The organism is Pseudomonas sp. MF4836 (assembly GCF_002018875.1).
In the GTDB taxonomy this organism is placed as follows: Bacteria; Pseudomonadota; Gammaproteobacteria; order Pseudomonadales; family Pseudomonadaceae; genus Aquipseudomonas.
Map to the genome: position 1 here is coordinate 15105 of NZ_MVOL01000017.1, position 21034 is coordinate 36138.

Consider the following 21034-nt stretch of genomic DNA (forward strand, 5'->3'; position numbering starts at 1 on the left):
TTATTTGGCGGCCATGCGCAAGGCACCGTCGAGACGGATCACCTCGCCGTTGAGCATGCTGTTTTCAATGATATGCCGGGCCAGCGCCGCGTATTCCGCGGGTTTGCCCAGGCGTGGCGGGAATGGCACGCCCGCCGCCAGGCCGGCGCGCACTTCATCGCTCATGCCGGCCATCATCGGGGTTTCAAAAATACCCGGGGCGATGGTCATCACCCGGATGCCAAAGCGCGCCAACTCACGGGCGGCAGGCAGGGTCAGGCTGGCGATCGCGCCCTTGGACGCCGCGTAGGCCGCCTGGCCGATCTGGCCGTCGAAGGCGGCGGCCGAGGCGGTGTTGATGATCACTCCACGCTCGCCATCGGCATTGGCTTCGCTTTCTGCGATGGCGGCAGCGGCCAGGCGCAGCAGGTTGAAGCTGCCGATCAGGTTGACGTTGATCACTTGGCTGAAGCTGGCCAGGGCGTGGGGCCCGTGTTTGCCGAGGATCTTCTCGCCGCGCACGATGCCGGCGCAGTTGATCAGGCCGTGCAGCGCGCCAAAGGCTTTGACGGTCGCCTGCACCGCCGCTTCGGCAGCGGCTTCCTGGCTGATGTCGGCCACCACGCTGTGGCAGCCGAGCTTCTGCGCCTGGGCCGTCACCGCCTCGGCATTGAGGTCCACCAGCATCACCTTGGCACCCGCGGCCACCAGCATCTCGGCGCTGGCGGCGCCAAGGCCGGAAGCACCGCCACTGACGAGAAAAACCTTGTTTTCGATCTGCATCATTATTTCCTTGGGTTCAAGCTTGAGCGTTGTGCGCCGCGGCCTCTTGAGCCTTGGCGATCTCCTGGTTGCGCAAGATAAAGCGCTGCAATTTGCCGCTTGGGGTTTTCGGCAACTCGCTGACAAATTCGATTTCACGGGGGTACGAGTGCGCGGCCAGGCGCTTGCGCACATGCTGGCGCAGTTCTTCGGCCAGCTCCGGCGCTGCCCGGTACTGATTGCTGAGCACGACAAAGGCCTTGACCAGTTCGGTACGCTCCGGGTCCGGCTTGCCCACCACTGCGGCTTCGACCACCGCCGGGTGCTCGATCAGCGCGCTTTCGACGTCGAACGGGCCGACCCGATAACCGGAAGTGGTGATCACGTCATCACTGCGCCCGACAAAGCTGATGCTGCCGTCCGGGTTGAGCTCGACGGTGTCGCCGCTCAAGTAATAATTGCCGACAAAAGCCTTGGTCGGCGCGCCCTGGTAGCCGGCGAACCAGCACATCGGCGACTGCGTGCGGTCGACGGCGAGAATCCCCGGCTGGCCGACGCCCAGCTCCTGGTAATCGTCGTCCAGCACCACGATCCGGTGCCCCGGCGAAGCGAAGCCGGCAGCGCCGACATGCACCGGGTGGTCCAGGCCGTGGTGGTTGCACAGCACCATACCCAGCTCGGTCTGGCCGTAATGGTCGTGGATCACCACCCCCAGGTTGTCCGCAAACCAGCGGATCACTTCCGGGTTCAGCGGCTCGCCGGCGCTGCTGACAATGCGCAGCTGGCCCTTGATCGAACGGGCAAAGTCGTCGCCGCCGGCAATCAGCAGGCGGTAAGCCGTGGGTGAACCGGTGAGGTTGCTGATGCCGTACTTGTTGATCACCCGGCAAGTGCTTTCGAGGGTGAACGGGCCATCGTAGAAGGTGATCGGGTGGCCCAGGCCCAGAGGCCCGGTGACGCCGAAATAGATGCCATAGGCCCAGCCCGGGTCGGCGACGTTCCAGAAAGCGTCCTCAGGGCGCAGGTCCACCGCGTCACGGGTGTAGTTCTGGAACGCGACGATGGCCTTGAGCGGTACTTCCAGGGCTTTCGACGGACCGGTGGTGCCCGAGGTGAACATCAGCAGGAACGGGTCCTCGCCGGTCATCATGACGGGCTCATGCCGGGCCGGGTAATTGGCCAGTTCGGCCCAGAAACTGAAATCGCCGCGCACGATGCCCTGGCCCTTGGCCCCGCCAACGGTGGCGATGGTCGGGCAGCCCGCCACTTCCCCAAGCTTGGGCCGATTGACCGCATCGGTCACCACCAGGGCGGCGCCGGAGCTGCTCAGGCGATGCTCGATGGCCTTGGGGCCGAAGGCGGTAAACAGCGGTTGATAGACCGCGCCGATACGCCAGGTGGCGAGCACGGTAATCAGCAGCTCGACGTTGCGTGGCAACAGGCCGGCGACCTTGTCGCCCTTACCCACCCCCTGGGCCACGAGAAAGTTGGCGAAACGCGCGGCCTTGTCTTGCAGTTCGCTGAAGGTGTAGGTCGCGCTGCTGCCGTCGCGGCCTTCCCAGAACAGAGCGATGCGGCCCGGCAAGGCATGCCGGTCACAACATTCGATACAGGCATTGAGTGCCGACAGGTTGCCCGCCAGGGCAGCGTCGACGGTGTGCTGGTAGTTGAACTGTGTTGTGGCAGACAAGTAATCGCGCATCGCCAGAATCCCTCGCTGTTCTTATTAGGATGGGAACACCATAAAAGCGAGGAAATACTGGCGCTGCAGGCCTGCTGCGGCAATGGTCAAAGCCATCAAGTTGTGTGACTGGTTTGGCCAAGGCGCCGACCCTGGCGGCGCCCGGGGCACGGCTCAGGCCAGGGTCGGCGAATTCTCCAGCAGGGTCTGGGTGTAGGCCGCCTGGGGCCGGTCGAGCACCTCGTCCACCCGCCCCTGCTCCACCACCCGCCCGAGTTTGAGCACCAGCACCCGGTCGGCGATCGCCCGCACCACCCCCAGGTCATGGGTGACAAACAGCAGGGTCAGGCCCTGGGCCTGCAATTGGCGCAACAGGGCCAGGATCGAGGCCTGCACCGAGACGTCCAGGGCCGAGGTGATTTCATCGCAGATCAGTAATTTCGGCTCGCAGATCAGGGCTCGGGCGATGGCCACCCGTTGCCGCTCGCCACCGGACAGGCTGTGGGGATACAGGTCGGCCACCGAAGCCGGCAACGACACACGCTTGAGCACCGCCTCGACCCGCTCCCGGGCCGCTGGGCCCTTGATGCCGAAGAAGTGCTGCAAGGGCGCGCTCAGGGTCTGGTACACGCTTTGCCGCGGGTTCAGCGCGCGGTACGGGTTCTGGAAGATGTACTGGATCTGGTGCCGCAACCCGGCAGCCCGCTGGCGCGCCGCCAGTTTCAGCGGCTGCCCGGCGTACCGCAGCTCGCCCTCGGCGTTTTCCCCAAGCCCGGCCACCGCCCGCGCCAGGCTGGTCTTGCCCGAACCGGACTCGCCCACCAGCGCCAGGCATTCCCCGGGCAGCAGGCGCAGCGAGACGTCGAACAGCACCTGGCGGTCGTAGGCCAGGTTCAGGCCGTTGATTTCCAGCAGCGCCGGGCGCGGCGCACTGTCTTCAGTCGCTAGCAGCGGCAGCTGGGGTGTCAGTTGCAGGCCCTGCACATAGGGTTCGACACAGGCCACCTGCTGCTGCGCCACCAGCTCGCGCAGGGGCGGCTCGGCTTCGCTGCACTCGGCACGCCGCCGCGAGCAGCGGGGAGCGAAGGCGCAACCGGCGGGTCGTTGGCCAGGTGCCGGGGCGTGCCCGGGAATCGCCAGCAGCTCGCGGCGCTGGGCAACATCCGGGATCGCCGCCAGCAACCCCCGGGTGTAAGGGTGCGCGGGCCGGGTAAACAGCGCCTCGCGGCTGGCGATCTCCACCAGGCGGCCGGCGTACATCACCATCACCCGGTCCACCAGGTCCTTGATCACCGCCAGGTCGTGGGACACGTACACCGCCGCCACCCCCAGGCTTTTGCACAGCCGACGCAGGGTGGCGAGGATATGGGCCTGGGTGGTGACGTCCAGGGCCGTGGTCGGTTCGTCCAGCACAATCAGCCGTGGCCGCAGGACAAACGCCAGGGCCAGCATCACCCGCTGCTGCTGGCCGCCGGACAGTTGATGGGGAAAGCGCCGCAGAAACTCCGGGTCATCCGGCAAGCCGACATCGCGCAGGGTCTCGACGATCCGCTGTTGCTGGGCCGCGCGGTCCAGGCGCACCTGATGCACGGCCAGGGTTTCGCGCAGCAGTCCGCCGATGCGCAGCGCCGGATTGAGCGCAGTGGCCGGGTCCTGGGCGACGTAGCCGATCAGGCTGCCCCGGGCCTGGCGCAGGGCCTCGCCCTGCAGTTCCAGCAGCCCCTGCCCGGCCACTTCAACCCGCCCGCTGACAATCCGTGCGCCGCGCCGGGCATGGGCCAGCAAGGCGGTCGCCAGGGTAGTCTTGCCCGACCCCGACTCCCCTACCAGCCCGACAATCTCCCCGGCGTCGAGGCTGAAGGACACCCCCGACAGCACGTCCACCTGGTCCCGCAGTTCGACCCGTAATTGAGTGACTTGCAACACTCGGGTGCTGACAGGGCTGCGCGGCGTCTCGATCCCGGCGATGGCGTTCATGGTTGTTTGTCTCCGATCCGTGAGCTGCTGCGACCGATGCCTTCGGCGAGGATATTGGTGCCATAGGCGAAGATCCCGATCAGCACCGCCGGGGCCAGCACTGCCCAGGGCTGGACCAGCAGCCCGGCCTGGTTTTCATTGATCATCAAACCCCAGTCGGCGGTGGGCGGAGCCACGCCGTAGCCGAGGAAGCTCAAGCCCGAGAGCATGCCCACGCCCCAGGTCAGCATGTTGCCTAAATGCACCAGCAGCGGCGTGAGGATGTTGGGCAGAATCTCGCGCAGCAGAATCCGCCGCCGCGAATACCCCATCATCTGCGCCGCCTCGACAAACTCCTGGCCGGCCACCGCCACCGCGCTGCCCCGGGCCAGGCGGATCACCCCGGGGGTGAAGGCGATGGCCACGGTGAGCACGATCAGCCAGGGCGCGCGGCCCAGCATCGAGACAATCAACAGCACCAGGATCAGGTCCGGAAACGCCAGGGACACATCCGCCAGCCAGGTGATCAACTGGTCCAGGCGTCGCCGTGAAAAGCCGGCCAGCAGGCCCAGGGCGCTGCCCACCAGCAAGGCGATGGCCGCCGCGGCCAGCGACATCCACAACACCGACAGGCCACCGCTGAGCAGCCGCGACAGCACGTCATGCCCCAGAAAGTCATAGCCCAGAGGCGCCGCGACCGACGGCGCGCCGTACACCTGGCCAAGCATGTCGGTCGGCGCATGGGGCGCCAGCCAGGGGCCGAACAAGGCCAGAGCCACCAGCAACAGGGTGATCAGCGCGCCCTTGCGGGTTTGCGGTTCGGCCAGCCAGCGCTGCCAGCGGGCCCTTGATACGTCAGTCATGCGTCACCTCTCAAGGCGCTTTGGAGGGCGAACGCCGCCACCAGGGCTGAATGCCCCGGCGGTTGCGGCGAATCATGGTCACCCGGCGCGCAGTGCGCAGTTTCGGGGTCAGCAATACGGTCAACAGGTCGGCCAGCAGGTTGATCAGCACCACACCGAGGGTGATCAGCAGCACGATGGCCTGGATCATCGGCAGGTCGCGCATCTGGATCGCCGAGTTGAGGGAGGTGCCGATCCCCGGGTAGCTGAAGATCACCTCGGCCAGCAACGCGCCGCCGATCAGCGTGCGCAGGGTCAGGGCCACGCCCTGGATGGCCGGGATCAGGGCATTGGGCAAGGTATGGCGCCAGACGATGCGCCACTCGGGAATGCCCCGCAGCCGCGCGGCAACCACGTAGTCCGACTCCAGGGCTTCGATCATCGAGGCGCGCACCATGCGCGTCAGGTACGGCAGCGCGGACAGGCCGAGGGCCAGCACCGGCAACACCAGGAACTGCAATTGGCGCAGCAGGGATTTGTCCGGGTCGAGGATCGACACCGCCGGCAGCAGGTCCATGTGCGGCATGGAAAACAGCAGCACCAGGCCGATGGCCAGGAGAAAGCCCGGGGTGGCCTTGAGAAAGATCAGCAGCGACAGGCTCCAGCGATCGACGCGGCTGTCCCGGCGCAAGGCCAGGGACACCCCCAACAGCAACGCCAGCGGCACCACCAGGGCGATGACCCCGGCGAGCAGGGCCAGGGTGTAGCCGAAACGCCCGAACAGGATGTCGGCCACCGGCGCATTGGAGTCCAGGGACACCCCCAGCTCGCCACTCAGGGCCGAGCCCAGCCAGCGCAGGTACTGCTCGAGGATGGGCCGGTCCAGGCCCAGTTGGCGTTGCAGGGTAAGGATGCTTTCCAGGGGCGCATCGGGGCCGAGGATCACCCGCGCCGGGTCCGAGGGCAGCGCCTGGGTGGCGATAAACACCACCAGGCTGATGACCCAGGCGGTAAGCAGGCCATAGCCCAGGCGCCCGATAAACCAGGCCAGCCAGGCCGGGGTGCGTGGGGTCTTGCAGGAAGCGTTGGCAACAGTCGGCTCAGGCATGGTTCAACCACAACTCGTCGAAACGCCAGGAGGCGAAGGTGGTCTGTTCCGGCTGCAAGCCGCCGACTCGGGTCGAGGCCGCATCCAGCACATCATTGAAGCCCCAGATCAGCAGGCCGCCGCGCTGGTGCTGGATACCTTGCGCCTCATGCACCAACTGCTTGCGCAGCGCAAGGTCAGGCTGGGCCAGGGCCTGCTGGTAGAGCGCGGTAAAGCGCGGGTCGTGGAAGTTGCTGCGGTTGTAGATCGCCTGGGGGGCATCGTTGTGCAGCGCCGAAGCGAGAAAGCCCCGGGCCGGCGTAGCGCCGGGCGACAACTGCCAGTTTTCCCGCTGCGGGCCGTTGAACACAGAGCCGTCGACCTGGGTCACCTTGATCTCGACCCCGGCCTTTTTCGCCTGCTGGGCGAACACCAGCGCGGCATTGACCCCTGGCCCCGGGGTGGTGGTCAGCTCGACCCGCAACCCGTCCTGCCCGGCCTGGCGCAGCAAGGAGCGCGCCTGGTCCAGGTCATGGGGGCGCTGGGCGATGGCATGGTTGTAGGTCGGGTCGTGGGGCGAATACAGGTCGTTGGCGATCCGCCCGAAGCCGTTGAGGCCGCGGTCCACCAGTTCCTGTCGGTCGGCCAGCAGGCGGAATGCCTGGCGTACCCGCTCATCCTGGAACGGCGCCTTGGCCAGGTTCAGGTTGAAGCCGGTGAATGAAGTACTGGGTGACACGTAGAGCTTGAGCCGGGTATCGGCCTTGAGCAGCGCGCTGTGCTCGGCCTGGACCCCGCTGGCCACGTCGATCTGCCCGGCGCGCAGGGCGGCGGCGCGGGACACCTGGTCCTTGAATTCGATGATCTCCAGTTCATCGGCATAGGGCTGGCCGGGTTTGTAGTAGTTCTCGAAGCGGCTGTAGAGCGAGCGCTGGCCCGGGATAAAACTCTTGAGTTTGTACGGCCCGGCGCCCACCGGGTTGGTCACCGGGTCATAGTCGGTGGGCACGATGCCGCCGAAGCTGATCAGGGTTTCATCCAGGGGGAAGAAACTCTGGCCCTGCTTGAAGCGGATCTCGATCGTGCGCGCATCCAGCTTGCGCAGGGCCGTGCGGTCGATGGCCCCCACCAGCCCGGCAAAGGGTGAGGCAAGTTTCGGGTCGGTCAGGCGCAGAATCGAAAACAGCATGTCATCGGCGCCAATGCTCTTGCCGTGGTGGAACTCCAGCCCAGGCTTGATGCGAATGGTCCAGGCGCTGGCATCGGCATTGGGTTCGGCGAACTCGGCCAGGGCCAGGCGCGTGCTGACGTCGCGGTTCCATTCCCAGAACTTGCTGTACAGCGCCCAGCCGCGAATGATTCCGCCGCCCACCGGCTTGTGCGCGTCGAGGTTACCGGACTGGTCGCCATCGATAATGCCGATGCGCAAGCGCCCACCCTGGACCGGCGTGCTGCTGAGCAGCACCGCGCTGTCGGCGGGTGCTGCGCCGCCGTCACAACCGCTGAGCAGACTGCTGCCCAGCAGCAGCCCGCCACCGACGGCCAGGCTGTTGCCGAGAAAGATCCGCCGCGAAAATGCCTCACTCATGGCCCTCTCCCCTATACCGCTTCGACGGCGCTGGGCTGGGCCTTGGCCACCGGGGTGACGCCCAGTCGCGGCACCTCGAAGCCATGGTCCAGGTCCAGCAGCGGGAACAGCAGGTCCGCCACCCGGTGCGCTTCATCGATCAACGGGAAGCCCGAAAGAATAAAGGCCGACGTGCCCTGGGCCTCGTATTCGCGAATACGTTCAGCCACCTGCTGCGCACTGCCCACCAGGTAAGTGCCGGCGGCGGGGCCGAGGATATTGAAGCCGAACAGGCTCGGGCCGAGCCAGACATTGGGGTAGATCTCCAGGTCCCGGGCCTTGGGCAGGCGCCCGGCGCGTATGGTTTCGACATTGCGTTGGGTCTGCGGGTCATCGCTGTGGAAGCTGTCCAGGGTTGCACCGGGCGGCAGTTGGCGCTCGATGGCGTTGCGCGCGGTTTGCAGCGAGGTGCGTTGCAGCAGTTTCTCGGCGTGGGCCCAGGCTTCTTCCTCGGTCTCGCGGACGATGATTTGCAGGCGGGTGCCGAAGGTCAGCTCACGGCCGATCTTGGCCGCTTCAGCGGCCACTTTGCGGAACTTGTCGCCGAGCTTGGGCGGGGTGTTGGCGAAGCTCAGATAGACGTCGAGCAACTGCACCGAATGCGCCACCCCGGGGCCGGAGGTGCCGGCACCCCACAGCGGGATGCCCGGCTTCTGCCGCGGCGGATGCCAGCCGCCCAGGGGATGGCTGGCGGCGCCTGGCGAGCGCGCGGCAAGTTTGACGTAACGGCCGTCGTAGCCTGCGGTTTCACCGGCGTAGATGCTCTGGAAAGCGCGCCAGTATTCGAGGCTGAAGTCGTAGCGCTCGTCGTGGGGGTAATGCACGCCCAGGGTCGCCAGGCCCGCGTCATTGCCATTGACCACGTTGAACAGCAGGCGGCCGTTGGAAAACTGGTCAAAGGTCAGGGCCCACTTGGCCAACACCGCCGGCGACAGCTCGCCCGGGTGTTGCGCCACGAGAAAGCGCAGGCGCTGGGTGGCGTCGATCAGGGCCGCCGACACCGCCAGGCTTTCGTTGGGGCTGGAGCCGAGCAACGAGCCGTAGTAGCCCAGCCGGTCACTGGCCACCGCCAGTTGCTTGAGGTGTTCGAAGTCGGTCTTCCAGCGGCCTTCGGGCTCCCATGGATAGGGGCCATCGGGGGTGGTGAGGTACCAGAGAATCTTTACCGCCATGGTCATGCTTCCTTGAAAGTGAGTGGACGACCGCGATCAGTTGCGGCGATCGATGGCCGGCACCAGGCCCAGTTCGGTGGCGCGCTCGAACAGGCCGCTCATTTTCCATTGCTGGGTCAGCACCCCGGGACCGTAAGGGCGCGAGCCGCCAAGGGCATCGGCCAGCAGTTGCAGTTGCGCGCCCTCCTCCAGCAACAGGATGAATTCGGCGGTGGCGCGCAGGCCCTGCTTGCCCCACACGGTGGAGCCGCCGTTGGCTTCGAGAATCGCCAGGTTGAAGGGGTTCTCGGCGATCTTGTCGAGGATGAAGTCCACCTCCGGCTGACGACGATCGATGTACACCGGCAGTTCCCGGGCCAGCTGGTAGCGCTGCACCGGCACGTAGTTGAACGGCAAGGTGCGGTGGGTCTGGGCCCAGGCACCGAGGTACGGCGAGTGCACGTGGGACACGGTGGTCACGTCCGGGTGGGTCTGGAACAGCTTGGTGTAGCGCCCGAGGCCGCCCTTGCCCTTGCCGAAAATCACCTTGCCGGCAAAGTCGGTGACCGTGGCCTGCAGCGGCTTGCGGTAGTTCCACGGCCCGCCGTAGTTGACCGAGACCAGCAACTCCTGGCCCGGCACCCGCTCGATAAAGCCGACGGTGCCGTTGGCGGTGATGGTGTTGGTTTCGCGGAACACGGTGAAGGCTTCTTCGGCGTCGATCAGCACCTGATCGATAAAGCTCTGCAGTTCTTGGCTGATGGGTTGTTCATGGATAAGTACGGTCATGGCAGTTCTCCGACAGGAATTGAGGTAAAGGCTGGGTTCAGGGTCAGGCGCGGCGTTTGGCCAGCAGTTCATGGGCCGCTTGCAGCGGGCGCGGGTCGACCCAGTCAGCGATGGCGAAATCGCGTTCGAGGAAGCCGTGCAGGTACAGGAAGTCTTTTTGCACCCCGAGAAACTCCAGGCGCTGGGGCGACAGGTCCGGGGCCAGGGTGGTGTGGAAGGCGCCGCGATAGGCTTCGGCCACTCCGGCACTGCCGGCGCGGGTTTCTTCTTCGAGAATCGCGTTCAGCGCCTCACGGTTGTTGGCGGCCCAGTCGGCGGCATTCAGGGTCTGCGCGAGAAAGCGCACCACCAGCTCGAAATGGTTGTCCAGCAGGCTCTGGTGCACGGTGATCGGCCGTGGCGTGCCGTTGTTGATGCGGTAACGCGGGTCGGCGATCAGGTCCAGGTCGATGCCCACCACCAGCCCCAGGCGCCGCGCGGCGTCGGCGGCCGACGCACCCTTGACGTACACCGCGTCGACTTCACCGCGCACCAGGTAGTCCAGGCCTGACCACAGGCGCTGCAAACCTTCCTGGGGGTTGGCGGCCTGCTCCTGGTTCTGCAATGCCACTTCCACCAGATCGACGTCGTCGAAACTCAGGCCGGCCAGGCTCAAGGCACCTTTGTAACCGTGCAGGCTCATGGCCCGGGCGATGCTGCCCGGACGACTGTCGCCCCACGCCGGCAGGGCCAGGCGCTTGCCCTTCAAGTCCTGGGCGCTGCGGATCCCGGAGTCGGGGCGCACGAGGATGGTCTGCCACTCCTCGATCCAGGTCAGGCCGATCAGCCGGCTCGGTGAACCGGCGGCACGCGCGGCCAGGGCCGGGACATTGCCGCCTTCGCGAAACAGCCCGGGCAACTGATGATCGTAGTGGTGATGGCCCAGCTGGCGGGCCTCCTGCAGGGTTGAGACCGGCAGGCCGTCGGCGGCGAATTCTTCGCTGAGCCAGCCCAGTTTGTAGGCGATCCCGGAGGCGGTCGGCACCGGGCAACGGGTGAACCAGATCTGTTCCAGGGCGGCCTGGGCAACGGGTTCGGCGAGTGTGGCGGCAAGCGTCATGGCGAGCTCCTGTGGCGGGTCAAGGCAGTCGCGGTGACTGCTGGCCAAGGTGGATGGCTTGCCTGGCTATTGCAGCGCCCGTGCCAAGAGCGCAAAGCCCCGGTTTACAAGGTCTGGCGCCGTCCCCCTGACAATTCCCTGCGGCCGATTGCTGGCCTGCCAGCAGCTTTGCACGCCGACTGCTGCTGCCGGAGCAGCAGCCTGCCGGGCACTGCTGCTCCAGCAGCAATCGAGGCCTGACAGACGCCCTGCACCCAGGGTCAAGGCCCCGCCGGCTGTGGCTTGCAGGGGTTTTTCGGGGTTTGAAAAACGCCCTGGCGCAGAACTTGCTCAAGGCTGTTTCACCCAGCCGCCCTGGGTAGGCGCAGGCATCAAGCGCCTGCAGGGCGGCATCAGATCCCTTAACAGAGGTAATGCAATGAGCACCGTCGAACCCAACCCCGCCACGCAACCGTTGCAAGAACAGGCCCCCGTGCGCCTCCTGCACAGCGAGGCCGAGGCCATTGCCGTAGCCCGGGAGATAGCCAGGGAAATTGCCGAGATTGCCGCCGACAGCCAGGCCAACGGCCAGTTGCCACGGCGCCAGGCACAGTTGTTATCGGAAAGTGGCCTGACCGCCATCGGCGTGCCCAAGGCCTTTGGCGGTCTGGGCGCCTCGGTGCAGACCATTGTTGAAACCGTGCGCCTGATTTCCGTGGCCGACGGCGGTGTCGGCCAGTTGCTGCAGATCCATAACGTGATGCTGCGCGGGATCTTCAATGGCTACCCGGATGAGGTCCGAGACCGCCTGATCAGCGATGTGTTGGCCGGCAAGCGCTTCGGCAACGCTCTCGCGGAAATCGGCGGCAAGAACAAGTTTGCGCTCAAGACCCGGGTCGAGCGCCGCGCGGACGGCAAGCTGATCCTCAATGGCAGCAAGTTCTACTCCACCGGCTCGTACCTGGCCGAGTGGATCTCCCTCACCGCCGCCAGCGAAGACGGCGCCGCCGGGGTGCTGCTCAACCGCAATACCCCGGGCCTGACCCTGGTCGACGACTGGGACGCCTTCGGCCAGAAAAACTCGGTCAGCGGCACTGTGATTTTCGACAACATCGAGCTGGACGAGCGCTTCGTTTCACAGCGCAAGGGGCCGATGAAACGCACCGGGCTGACCTTCCCGCAGATCCTGCACGCGGCCATCGACACCGGGATCGCCGCCGGCGCCCTGGGTGCAGCGGTGGAGTACCTGAAGCACCACGCCCGGCCCTGGGTCGAGAGCGGTGTGGATTTCGCCAATGAAGAGCCGCACATCATCAAGCAGATCGGTGAATACGCCGTGGCGCTGCGTGGTGCCGAATCCTTGCTGCGCGATGCGGCGCGGGTTTTCGACCAGCATGAGCTGGACCCGGAAAACAAAGAGCTGCAAGACGAGCTGATTCTCTCGGTGGCCACCGCCCGCGCCCATTCCGACAGCGCCTCGCTGAAGATCTCCAGCGACATCTTCTCGCTGCTGGGGGCCAGTTCCTCACTGAGCAAATGGAACCTCGACCGCTTCTGGCGCAACGCCCGGGTCCACACCACCCACGACCCGATCCGCTGGCGCCTGCACCACGTGGGCAACTACTACCTCAACGGCGTCGACCCTGGCGAATACACCGCGATCCTCAATGCCAAGGAAAAACAGGGCGCCACCCGCAGCTGACCTGCCGACGCTGTGTGGCGCGGGATCCGGCCCGCGTCACGCCTGGCCACCGATTTAGCCCCTCCTCCTTGCAACGAGCCTTTCATGATCGAAAAACACCCTCTTTTGCGCAGCCTGGCGATCTACCGGGAAATGCCCTGGCGCTTTGCCCTGGTGGCCGCGCTGTACATCGCCGTCAACCTGGGGCTGGTCTGGCAGCAATGGCTGATCGGCCATGCCGTGAATGACGTCAGCGCCGGACGTGCGGTGCTGCGCCAGGCCGATGGCAGCCTGGACGCCAGCCTCGGCTGGTACTGGCTGTGGCTGATGCTGGCGGTGGCCCTGGGCCGTGGCGTGCTGCAATACGCCGCCAGCGTGTTGTCCCTGGTGCTCAGCCAGGAACTGCTGACCCGCCTGCGCGAGCGGATCCTGGCTCAGGTCCAGGGCCTGCACCTGGGTTATCACTGGCAGCACGGCATGGGCGAGATGATCACCCGCACTACCCGCGACGCCGACAAGGTGCGCGATGCCCTGATCAGCTTCTGGCGCCAGGTGGTGGAAACCCCACTGGTGGTGCTGGCCACGGTCGGCCTGCTGAGTTGGTACAACCCGTTGCTGGGGCTGGTGCCGCTGTTGCTGACGGTGTTCGGCCTGGGCATTTTTGTGTTGCAGACCGAGCGCCTGGTCAGCCTGGACCGAGCGGTGGGCGCCGCTTACGACCGGGTCAACCAGGACCTCAGCGAAGGCATCGGCGGGGTGCGGGTGATCAAGTCGTTCGGCCTCGAGCACAGCCGCGTACAGCGCTTCGCCGGCCAGGTGGCGCTGTTTGCCGGGCATGCGCGCCAGGCCCTGGCCTACTCCAGTTCGCGCATTCCCCTGCCCCAGGCAGTGGTCGCCCTGGGCCATGTCTAGATCCTGGTGTACGGCGCGCACCTGGTGGCCGCCGGGCAACTGGGGATCGGCGAGCTGGTGACCTCGCTGCTGATCGCCACCACCCTGGTGTTTCGCATCGAAGGCATCGGCCGGGTGATGCAGACCTTCGCCGACGCCCGCGCAAGCGCCGAACGCATCTGGCAACTGCTGGACGAGCCACCGGCCATCCGCAGCGGCAGCGCCCGCCTGCCCGACAGCGCCCTGGGCCTGAAGCTGGAACAGGTCAGCGTCAGCGCCCCGGGTGGCGGGCTGAACATCCTCGACCAGTGCAGCCTGACCTTGCAGCCGGGAGAGATCGTGGCCCTGGTCGGCGCCACCGGCACTGGCAAGAGCCTGCTCGCCAGCCTGTTGCCGCGCCTCAGCGACATCAGCGCCGGGCGCCTGCTGCTGGGTTCCGACAGTGCCGGCTGGCACGACATCCGCCAGCTCGACCTGAGTGAGCTGCGCCGGCGGGTGCACGTGGTGCCCCAGGAAAGCTTTCTGTTTTCCGACACCCTGGCTGCCAACCTGCGCCTCTGCGCGCCCCAGGCCAGCGACGAGCAGTTGCGCCATGGCCTGCGCCTGGCTGCGGCCGAAGATGTGCTGGAACGCCTGCCCCAGGGCCTGGCCACGCCCCTGGGCGATCGCGGGGTGACCCTGTCCGGCGGACAGCGTCAGCGCCTGAGCCTGGCCCGGGCCCTGCTCGGCACCCCGGACATTCTCTGCCTTGACGACGCCACCAGTGCCCTGGATGCCATCAGCGAGCGCCAGGTGCTGAACAATATCCGTCAGTTGCGCCGCGACCAGGGGCGCGCCACCACCCTGCTGGTGATCTCCAGCAAGCTGTCGACCATTCTCCTGGCCGACCGGGTGCTGATGCTGCAACACGGAAAAATCGCCGCCAGCGGCACCCACGCCGAACTGCTGCACAGCAATCCGGACTACCGCGACCTGTTGGGGATCGACCATGGCTAATCCAATCGCCGGCAAGGCCCTGAGCGATATCGAAATCGAAGAACTGCTGGCCAGGAAAGCCCTGGACCGCAGCATGTTCAGCCGGCTGCTGCCATTGCTGGGGCCGATCCGGGGGCAGATCTTCAGTGTGATCGGCATCGAAGTGCTGCTGGTGCTCACGGTGTTTCTGCGGCCGTGGTTCGTGCGCGAACTGCTGGACCGTGGGCTGGTGCTGCACGAACAGCACTGGTTGCTGGATGAACGTCTGGTGCTGTGGCTCGGCCTGGGACTGGCGGCCAGTTGGCTCGGGCGCTTCCTGCTGGCCGGGCTGTCGCAGTTTGTGGCCGGCAGCGCGGCGATTCGCGTGCTCAACGACCTGCGGGTCAGGGTGTTTGCCCATGTGCAGTCACTGAGTGTCAGCTATTTCGACCGAACCAAGGCCGGGCGCATCATTTCCCGCGCCGACCGCGATGTCGACAGCCTCGAACCGCTGCTGATCCAGGGCCCGCCGGAGCTGCTGGGGGCCCTGCTGCGCTGCGGCCTGGCCTCGGTCATGCTGTGGCGCATCGAGCCCCGGTTCTTTCTCAGCCTGGCGGCCACCGTGCCCTTGCTGGTGCTGGCAACCTGGAGTTTCAAGCGCATTTCCCAGCGCAACTGGGCCAAGGTCGCGGAAAACCGCAGCCGCTTTACCGCGCACTTGGTGGAAAGCGTCAGCGGCGCGCGCATGTTGCAACAGTGCGCCCAGGAAACACCGAACCTGCGGCGCTACCGCGGTCTGCTGGACGACTTCAATCAGGCGCTGATTCGCGGCAGCCTGCGCTCCAGTTGGTTCGCGCCGTTTACCGCGCTGCTCAGCTCGGCGGGCATGGCTGTGCTGTTGCTGGTGGGCGGCTACGGCCTGGCGCAGGCGGACGTGACGGTGGGTCAGGTGGCGGAAAGCCTGTTCTACGTGTTCCTGTTTCTGGGGCCATTGCAGGAACTGTCGGACCTGTTCGAACGCTACGCCACCGGTTCGGCCTCGGCCCAGCGCATCTTCCTGCTGCTGGACACCAAGCCGCAGATCAACGACATCCCGGAGCCGCGCAGCCTGGGCCGGGCCCGGGGCGCGGTGCGTTTCGAGCGTGTGCGCTTCGCTTATGACCCCGCGGCCAAGACCCCGGTGATCAATGACCTGGACCTGGAGATTGCGGCCGGCGAAGTGCTGGCGATTGTCGGCCCCTCGGGCCATGGCAAGAGCACCCTGGTGCAGTTGCTGACGCGCTTTTACGAGGTCCAGTCGGGGGCGGTGAAGCTCGATGGCATCGACATTCGCGACCTGGCCCAGCACGAGCTGCGGCGCAGCGTTGGGGTGGTGTTGCAGGACAACGTGCTGTTCAGCGGCAGCATCCTCGACAACCTGCGCCTGGCCGCGCCCCATGCCGACGATGCCGCGCTGATTGCCGCGGCCCGGGAACTGGGCGCCGACGAGGTGCTGGAGCGCCTGCCCCATCAGTACCAGACCGAAGTCGGGCCGCTGGGCAGCCACCTGAGCCATGGCCAGCGGCAACTGGTGTGCCTGGTGCGCGCCTACCTCGCGGACCCGGCGGTGCTGGTGCTGGACGAGGCCACCTCGGCGGTCGACATCCACACCGAACGCCGCATCCAGCGGGCCTTTCGCCGCCTGTGCCAGGGCCGCACCGCCATCATCATTGCCCATCGCCTGGCGACCATCCGCGACGCCGACCGCATCGCCGTGATCCGCCATGGGCGCCTGGTGGAACAAGGCCCCCACCACCAGTTGATCGACCAGGGCGGCGCCTATGCGGCGCTGTACCAGACCTACCTGCGCAGCGCCGAAACCGGGGCCAGCATCGACGAAATCAGCGCCACCACCGCCTAAAAGCCCTGTAGCCGCTGCCAGAAGCTGCGCTGTCCAGGCCTGTGTCGGTGATTCATCAGCTAGATGCAAGGCGCCTGTCCGGGCCAGCTCAGCCTCGCGGGCTCGGCAGCGGCTACAGCTGTAGTCGCTGCCGCAGGCTGCGCTGTTCGGGCCCGTGTCGGGGATTAATCAGGCTGTTGCACGCCCAGCAGCGATTGCTGACGGGGTGTTGCTACAGACGCACCCCGGCCGGCGAGCGCTGCGAGTACTGCGCTAAAACCTGCGGCCCTGCTGGCCGAAACCGCTTAGGGCAGCCCATGGCATGGCCGTTGCACTCACCCTGGCACGGCGACCTCGCACCCGCGCGGCGCAACGCGTTACTGAATCAGGAGCATCCATGAGCACTGAATTTTTCTGGCGCCTGCCGCTGGGCACCGACGGTCCACAGCTGAGCACCGACAAACACAACCGGGGCAGCGCGCAGCATCGCCCCGGCAACATTGCCCCGGGCCGTTTGCCCAATGGCGAGCCCGACGACTTCACCTACATCGACTACATCGCCCAGGTGGCCAAGGCCGCTGAACTGGCCGGCTTCGAAGGCGCCCTGCTGCCCACTGGCCCCGAGCCCTGGGTGGTGGCCGCAGCCCTGGCCCGTGAGACCCGGCGCATCAAGTTCCTGATCGCGTTCCAGGCCACCTGGACCCTGCCGGCCTACGCCGCGCAGCAAGCGGCGATCCTGCAAAACCTCAGCCGCGGGCGCCTGGAGTGGAACATCATCACCGGCGGCAACCCGGCGAGCCAGCGCGCCAATGGCGACTTCCTCGAACATGACCTGCGCTACAAGCGCACCGGCGAGTTCCTCGACATCATCCAGGGCCTGTGGGAGAACGAACGCTTCTCCTATGACGGCGATATCTTCCAGCTGGAAAACGGCGCCCTGCCCCCGGGCCTGCAACATGAACGCAAACCGGGGGTGTACTTCTCCGGGTTCTCCGACGCTGCGCTGGACGTGGCCGCCAGGCACGCCGATGTGTACCTGAACTGGGCCGAGCCGGTGGACAAGCTCAAGCCGCACATCGAGCGCGTGCGCGAGCTGGCGGACAAGCAGGGACGCAGCGTGCGCTTCGGCCTGCGAGTCGACCTGTTCGCCCGGGAAACCGAAGAACAGGCCTGGGCCGACCTGCGCCGCCAGTTCGACAAGCTCGAAGGCAAGAGCAGCGTAGTAGCCAAAGGGTTCACCAGCGGTTCCGACTCGGTGGGCGCCGCGCGCCAGACCGCCTACCACCAGAACATCGACCGCTTCGACGACCTGATCATCGGCCCCAACCTCTGGGCCGGTTTCGCCAAGGCCAAGCCGGGGCCGACTGTGGGCCTGGTGGGCAGCCACCAGAACATCGCCGAACGCCTGGTGGAGTACCGCGATGCCGGGTTCTCGACCTTTATCCTGGCCGGCAACCCGCACCTGGAAGAAGCCCTGCGCATCGGCCAGGAAGTCCTGCCCCTGGTGCACCAGCGCCCGGTCGCGCAACCCGTGCCCGCCCCCCACCTTAAAGCCAGCGCCTGAGCGCCACCGGAGAGCCCGCAATGACCCAACCCCTCGATACGCTCTGGTACACCCGCTGCCCGGTCCCCACCGGACTGGGCATCGCCGTGCAGAAAGGCTGGCTGCAAGACACCCTCGGCGCCCTCGGGACCCAGGTCCAGTCGCTGCGCGAGTCCAGCGACCAGGCGGTACGTGAATCACATTTCGATCACAGCCTGCGCCATTCGGTGCGCCATGGCGGCAACATCCCGGCGATCTGGGCCCGGGCCCAAGGTCGCGAGACCCGGGTGATCGGCCTGTCCTGGGCCGATGAAGTGCAATTGATCCTGACCCGCCATGACAGCGGCATCAAAACCGTCAAGGACCTCAAGGGGCGGCGTTTCGGCCTGCCGGACTGGGCCGGCGCGCAGATCGACTTCACCCGGGCCCAGGCCCTGCGCGGCCTGGAGAACGCGCTCAAGCTCGAAGGCTTGCAAGTCGGCGACCTGCAGTTGGTGAACTTCCGCTACGGCGGCACCTTCAGCGACGCCCCGGTGCGCACCGTCAGCGGCACCCCGGTCGGTGCCCAGCCGGGCAACGGGCGCAACCTGGAACTGGTGGGGCTGCTGCGCGGCGAGGTTGATGCGATCTTCCTCAAGGGCGCCAGCGCCGCCCAGCACGCCCATGATTTCGGCCTGCACACGGTGATCGATACCGGCTCCCACCCGGACCCGCTGATCCGCAGCAACAACGGCACGCCGCGCACCCTGGCGGTGGACCTGGCCCTGCTCGACGAGCATTTCGACGTGGCCAGCGGGATTCTCGATTCGGTGCTGCGCGCCGAGCAGTGGGCCCACACCCACGGCGAAGAGACCCGGCGCTACCTGGCCCGGGAAACCAACAGCAGCGAGTACTGGGTGAATGCCGCCTACGGCGAAGACGCCCATTTGCGCCTGCGCACCGCCCTCGATGAACAGGCCATCGACGCGTTGCAGGACTTCACCCAGTTCCTGCATCGCTGGCGCTTTATCCCGCACAGCTTCGATGTTCGCGACTGGATCGACCGTCGGCCGCTGGAAGCGCTGCTGGCCACCCCTACCGCACTGGCGGGCTAACCCGCCGGGTTTCATGGATTCGAACTGAAGACCCTTATGAGCAAACCACTCGATACCCTCTGGTACACCCACAGCCCGGTCCCCACCGGGCTTGGCATCGCGGTGCAGTCCGGCCGCCTGGCGGAAGCGTTCCTGCCGTTCGGCACCAATATCCAGTCGTTGCGCGAATCCAGCGAACGGGAAGTTCGCGAAGCGCACTACGACCACCACTTGCAGAACTCGGTGCGCCACGGCGGCAACATCCCGGCGATCTGGGCCTACGCCAGCGGCGTGCAGACCCGGGTCCTGGGGCTGTCCTGGAGCGACGAGGTGCAGCTGATCCTGACCACCGCCGAAAGCGGGGTCAAAAGCATCCGCGACCTGAAGAACCGCCGCTTCGGCCTGCCGAAATGGGCCAACGTGCAGATCGACTTCACCCGCGCCCAGGCCCTGCGCGGCCTGGAGAATGCGCTCAAGCTCGAAGGCCTGAATGTGTCCGACGTCGAGCTGGTGGATTACCCCTACGGCGGCACCTACAGCGATGAACAGAAGCAGCATGTGTATGGCTCGGAAGTCAGCCTCGGGGTCAGCCGCTTCAGCCGTCGCAACAACGAACTGATCGGCCTGCTGCGCGGCGATATCGACGCGATCTTCCTCAAGGGCGCCCATGCCGTGCACCTGGCCAACGAGTTCGGCTTGCACGTGGTGGTCGACACCGGCTCCCACCCGGACCCGCTGATCCGCAGCAACAACGGCACGCCACGGACCCTGACCGTGGACATCAACCTGTTGCAGGAACATTTCGACGCCAGCGTGAAAATCGTCGACACCGTGCTGCGCACCGAGCAATGGGCCTGGGCCAACCCCGAGGAAACCCGGCGTTTTCTCGCTCGCGAACTGAACACCAGCGAATACTGGGTGGCCGCAGCCTACGGCGAAGATGCACACCGGCGCCTACGCACCACCCTGGATGCACGTTCGATCGAAGCGCTGCAAGACTTCACCGACTTCCTCCACCGCTGGGATTTCATCCCGCGCCGCTTCGACGTCCGCGACTGGATCGACTTCAGCGTCCTGGAAAAAGTCATAGGCTCCACCTCCCGCGTCGCCGTCTGACCCCCTCCCCTCATGCCGGAGTGCGCGCAAGGCGCTCCGGTTGTCTGCCGATAACCCTCCGAGGCTTGAGATTTACGGACTCGAAGTCCATGATCAGGCGCTTACCGATGAATTCCGATTCATTACGATTAATGATCAATCATAATAATTCATAGTCGTTTAGACGAAGCGCTGCGATGGTTGCAGGCCAGCACAGTATGTTCCGTTTTTGCCGCCAACCGATCAGGAGACATTCCGTCATGGCAACCACCGTAAAAACCCGCTCTGTCACCGCACACGTCCCCATTCAACTGGCGGAAAAAGTCGACATGATGGCTGAACGCCTGGAACGCTCGAGAAACTGGATCGTCAAGCAGGCCCTGACTGCCTGGATAGACCAGGAAGAAGAACGCAGCCGCCTGACCCGCGAGGCCTTGAGCGATGTTGATGCCGGGCGCGTGATTGATCATCAAGCAGTCCAGGCCTGGGCAGACAGCCTGAGCACCGATACTCCGTTGCCGGTACCGCGCTGATGGAGCTGAAATGGACACACAAGGCGCTGACTGACATTGCACGGTTGTATGAGTTTCTAGCGACGGTTAATCAGCCCGCTGCGGCACGCACGGTGCAACAACTTTCCGCGGCGCCGACCTCACTGCTGGCCAACCCACGAATGGGTGAACGGCTGGAGGAGTTTGAACCACGTGATGTTCGACGAATCCAGGTCGGCCACTATGAAATGCGCTACGAACTCGTCGACTCCACGATTTACCTCCTTCGCTTGTGGCATACCCGGGAAGATCGCTAGGCTCCCCTTTCTTCTTCAGCCTGTTGCTGGAGCAGCATTCTCGACCGCTGTTGCTGCTGCTCCAGCAGCAGCCTCCACGCAACTTCTGCTGATTAATCGGCACGCTATTTCAGTCAGGCTGGACCCCACTAATCCGGTTATTGAAAAACGGCTTTAAA

At 65.9% G+C, this 21034-nt stretch carries 16 protein-coding genes and 1 pseudogene; 8 read left to right on the forward strand and 9 right to left on the reverse strand.

Translation table 11 applies throughout. The annotated features are described in order from the left end of the window. From MF4836_RS29885 to MF4836_RS29925, 9 genes are all read right to left on the reverse strand, one after another. On the reverse strand, nucleotides 1-762 hold the full coding sequence (locus MF4836_RS29885) for an SDR family NAD(P)-dependent oxidoreductase (protein WP_078473387.1): 762 nt from the start codon (nucleotides 760-762) through the stop codon (nucleotides 1-3). 16 nt (nucleotides 763-778) lie between these two features. Next, nucleotides 779-2443, reverse strand: coding sequence for an AMP-binding protein (locus tag MF4836_RS29890; RefSeq protein WP_078473388.1), 1665 nt, complete (start codon nucleotides 2441-2443; stop codon nucleotides 779-781). Between the two features lie 153 nt (nucleotides 2444-2596). After that, nucleotides 2597-4399, reverse strand: coding sequence for a dipeptide ABC transporter ATP-binding protein (locus MF4836_RS29895; protein WP_078473389.1), 1803 nt, complete (start codon nucleotides 4397-4399; stop codon nucleotides 2597-2599). After that, a complete protein-coding gene (locus MF4836_RS29900; RefSeq protein WP_078473390.1) occupies nucleotides 4396-5241 on the reverse strand; it encodes an ABC transporter permease in 846 nt (281 codons plus the stop codon). The genes MF4836_RS29895 and MF4836_RS29900 overlap by 4 nt, the downstream gene beginning before the upstream one ends. 10 nt (nucleotides 5242-5251) lie before the next feature. Next, nucleotides 5252-6328, reverse strand: coding sequence for an ABC transporter permease (locus MF4836_RS29905; protein WP_078473391.1), 1077 nt, complete (start codon nucleotides 6326-6328; stop codon nucleotides 5252-5254). Further along, nucleotides 6321-7895 carry an ABC transporter substrate-binding protein gene (locus MF4836_RS29910; RefSeq protein ID WP_078473392.1) on the reverse strand — a complete coding sequence of 525 codons (1575 nt, stop codon included), beginning with the start codon at nucleotides 7893-7895 and terminating at the stop codon, nucleotides 6321-6323. The genes MF4836_RS29905 and MF4836_RS29910 overlap by 8 nt, the downstream gene beginning before the upstream one ends. An 11-nt stretch (nucleotides 7896-7906) precedes the next feature. After that, nucleotides 7907-9106: an LLM class flavin-dependent oxidoreductase gene (locus MF4836_RS29915; RefSeq protein ID WP_078473393.1), complete on the reverse strand. Its 1200-nt coding sequence runs from the start codon at nucleotides 9104-9106 to the stop codon at nucleotides 7907-7909. 36 nt (nucleotides 9107-9142) lie between these two features. Beyond that, the gene (locus MF4836_RS29920) at nucleotides 9143-9874 is read right to left on the reverse strand and encodes a class II aldolase/adducin family protein (RefSeq protein ID WP_078473394.1); all 732 of its coding nucleotides are present in this window, start codon (nucleotides 9872-9874) and stop codon (nucleotides 9143-9145) included. Nucleotides 9875-9917: 43 nt separating this feature from the next. Then, the gene (locus tag MF4836_RS29925) at nucleotides 9918-10973 is read right to left on the reverse strand and encodes an ABC transporter substrate-binding protein (RefSeq protein ID WP_078473395.1); all 1056 of its coding nucleotides are present in this window, start codon (nucleotides 10971-10973) and stop codon (nucleotides 9918-9920) included. 418 nt (nucleotides 10974-11391) lie between these two features. Between MF4836_RS29925 and MF4836_RS29930 the strand changes: the two genes are divergently transcribed. The 8 genes and pseudogenes from MF4836_RS29930 (at nucleotide 11392) to MF4836_RS29965 (ending at nucleotide 20876) form a co-directional block, all read left to right on the forward strand. Beyond that, the gene (locus MF4836_RS29930) at nucleotides 11392-12654 is read left to right on the forward strand and encodes an acyl-CoA dehydrogenase family protein (RefSeq protein ID WP_078473396.1); all 1263 of its coding nucleotides are present in this window, start codon (nucleotides 11392-11394) and stop codon (nucleotides 12652-12654) included. Nucleotides 12655-12738: 84 nt separating this feature from the next. Further along, nucleotides 12739-14520, forward strand: a pseudogene (locus MF4836_RS29935) (ABC transporter ATP-binding protein). After that, on the forward strand, nucleotides 14513-16378 hold the full coding sequence (locus tag MF4836_RS29940; protein WP_078473397.1) for an ABC transporter ATP-binding protein: 1866 nt from the start codon (nucleotides 14513-14515) through the stop codon (nucleotides 16376-16378). Before MF4836_RS29935 ends, MF4836_RS29940 begins: the two are co-directional and overlap by 8 nt. Before the next feature lie 376 nt (nucleotides 16379-16754). Continuing rightward, nucleotides 16755-17921 carry an LLM class flavin-dependent oxidoreductase gene (locus MF4836_RS29945; RefSeq protein WP_078473398.1) on the forward strand — a complete coding sequence of 389 codons (1167 nt, stop codon included), beginning with the start codon at nucleotides 16755-16757 and terminating at the stop codon, nucleotides 17919-17921. A 20-nt stretch (nucleotides 17922-17941) separates the two neighbouring features. Then, a complete protein-coding gene (locus tag MF4836_RS29950; RefSeq protein ID WP_078473399.1) occupies nucleotides 17942-18994 on the forward strand; it encodes an ABC transporter substrate-binding protein in 1053 nt (350 codons plus the stop codon). A 36-nt stretch (nucleotides 18995-19030) separates the two neighbouring features. Continuing rightward, nucleotides 19031-20089 (forward strand): ABC transporter substrate-binding protein, encoded by a 1059-nt coding sequence (locus MF4836_RS29955; RefSeq protein ID WP_078473400.1) that lies wholly within the window; start codon nucleotides 19031-19033, stop codon nucleotides 20087-20089. A gap of 239 nt (nucleotides 20090-20328) precedes the next feature. Then, nucleotides 20329-20601: a CopG family ribbon-helix-helix protein gene (locus tag MF4836_RS29960; protein WP_078473401.1), complete on the forward strand. Its 273-nt coding sequence runs from the start codon at nucleotides 20329-20331 to the stop codon at nucleotides 20599-20601. Continuing rightward, a complete protein-coding gene (locus MF4836_RS29965) occupies nucleotides 20601-20876 on the forward strand; it encodes a type II toxin-antitoxin system RelE/ParE family toxin (protein WP_078473402.1) in 276 nt (91 codons plus the stop codon). Before MF4836_RS29960 ends, MF4836_RS29965 begins: the two co-directional genes overlap by 1 nt. The last annotated feature ends 158 nt before the right edge of the window (nucleotides 20877-21034 follow it).

Excerpts from the sequence above, each read along its gene's own strand:
- MF4836_RS29920 (WP_078473394.1), bottom strand. The coding sequence starts at position 9,874 with ATGACCGTACTTATCCATGAACAACCCATCAGCCAAGAACTGCAGAGC.
- MF4836_RS29940 (WP_078473397.1), top strand. The coding sequence starts at position 14,513 with ATGGCTAATCCAATCGCCGGCAAGGCCCTGAGCGATATCGAAATCGAA.
- MF4836_RS29900 (WP_078473390.1), bottom strand. The coding sequence starts at position 5,241 with ATGACTGACGTATCAAGGGCCCGCTGGCAGCGCTGGCTGGCCGAACCG.
- MF4836_RS29965 (WP_078473402.1), top strand. The coding sequence starts at position 20,601 with ATGGAGCTGAAATGGACACACAAGGCGCTGACTGACATTGCACGGTTG.
- MF4836_RS29955 (WP_078473400.1), top strand. The coding sequence starts at position 19,031 with ATGAGCAAACCACTCGATACCCTCTGGTACACCCACAGCCCGGTCCCC.
- MF4836_RS29930 (WP_078473396.1), top strand. The coding sequence starts at position 11,392 with ATGAGCACCGTCGAACCCAACCCCGCCACGCAACCGTTGCAAGAACAG.
- MF4836_RS29895 (WP_078473389.1), bottom strand. The coding sequence starts at position 4,399 with ATGAACGCCATCGCCGGGATCGAGACGCCGCGCAGCCCTGTCAGCACC.
- MF4836_RS29915 (WP_078473393.1), bottom strand. The coding sequence starts at position 9,106 with ATGGCGGTAAAGATTCTCTGGTACCTCACCACCCCCGATGGCCCCTAT.
- MF4836_RS29885 (WP_078473387.1), bottom strand. The coding sequence starts at position 762 with ATGCAGATCGAAAACAAGGTTTTTCTCGTCAGTGGCGGTGCTTCCGGC.
- MF4836_RS29890 (WP_078473388.1), bottom strand. The coding sequence starts at position 2,443 with ATGCGCGATTACTTGTCTGCCACAACACAGTTCAACTACCAGCACACC.
- MF4836_RS29910 (WP_078473392.1), bottom strand. The coding sequence starts at position 7,895 with ATGAGTGAGGCATTTTCGCGGCGGATCTTTCTCGGCAACAGCCTGGCC.
- MF4836_RS29925 (WP_078473395.1), bottom strand. The coding sequence starts at position 10,973 with ATGACGCTTGCCGCCACACTCGCCGAACCCGTTGCCCAGGCCGCCCTG.
- MF4836_RS29950 (WP_078473399.1), top strand. The coding sequence starts at position 17,942 with ATGACCCAACCCCTCGATACGCTCTGGTACACCCGCTGCCCGGTCCCC.
- MF4836_RS29905 (WP_078473391.1), bottom strand. The coding sequence starts at position 6,328 with ATGCCTGAGCCGACTGTTGCCAACGCTTCCTGCAAGACCCCACGCACC.
- MF4836_RS29960 (WP_078473401.1), top strand. The coding sequence starts at position 20,329 with ATGGCAACCACCGTAAAAACCCGCTCTGTCACCGCACACGTCCCCATT.
- MF4836_RS29945 (WP_078473398.1), top strand. The coding sequence starts at position 16,755 with ATGAGCACTGAATTTTTCTGGCGCCTGCCGCTGGGCACCGACGGTCCA.